Annotated in this window: 1 protein-coding gene; it reads left to right on the forward strand. The window is 48.8% G+C overall.

Annotation, left to right across the window (positions count from 1 at the left end; all coding sequences use genetic code 11):
• Positions 1 to 547, forward strand: a 547-nt coding sequence (locus tag IEX22_RS15570; RefSeq protein WP_188669297.1) for a methyl-accepting chemotaxis protein, incomplete at both ends; no start/stop codon positions are given.

Here is a 547-nt window from a genome sequence, read left to right on the forward strand (position 1 = left end):
ATTGTTAAACATTGGGATGAATATCATGAATTTCACAACCGCGTAGCCGACTTACTGGACAGTGGTCGGATCCCCGAAGCACAACAGTTATTTTTAACTCAGGGTCCAAAGAAATTTGCCTTGATTGTTGATGATGTTGAAAAATTGGTCAAAATCAATCACGGATTTGCCGATACCGGCAAGGCTGAAGTTGAACATCACTATGATTCGGCAACGTTAAGCATCACTATCATCACCATAGCCGCATTACTGCTGGTGATCTTTTTCGCCACCATTCTCACCCGTCAGATCCGTAATCCACTCACCATGTTGGTCACTCAGGCCCGGGCCATTTCCGAAGGTAAGCTCGGCCGTGGAGAACTCTGTGACTGGATTGAAAGCGGTCGCATCAACAACGACGAAACCGGGCAACTGGCCCTGGCCATTCGTGAAATGAAGGAAGGCCTGAAAAAACTGGTGACAGAGATCTCCTCCTCTGTTGAGCAACTCGGCTCGGCCGTATCAGAAATGAGCGCCATTTCCGAGCAATCGGCCCAGGGCATGTCAC

It is taken from the genome of Tersicoccus solisilvae (assembly GCF_014643255.1).
Classification (GTDB): domain Bacteria; phylum Actinomycetota; class Actinomycetes; order Actinomycetales; family Micrococcaceae; genus Tersicoccus; species Tersicoccus solisilvae.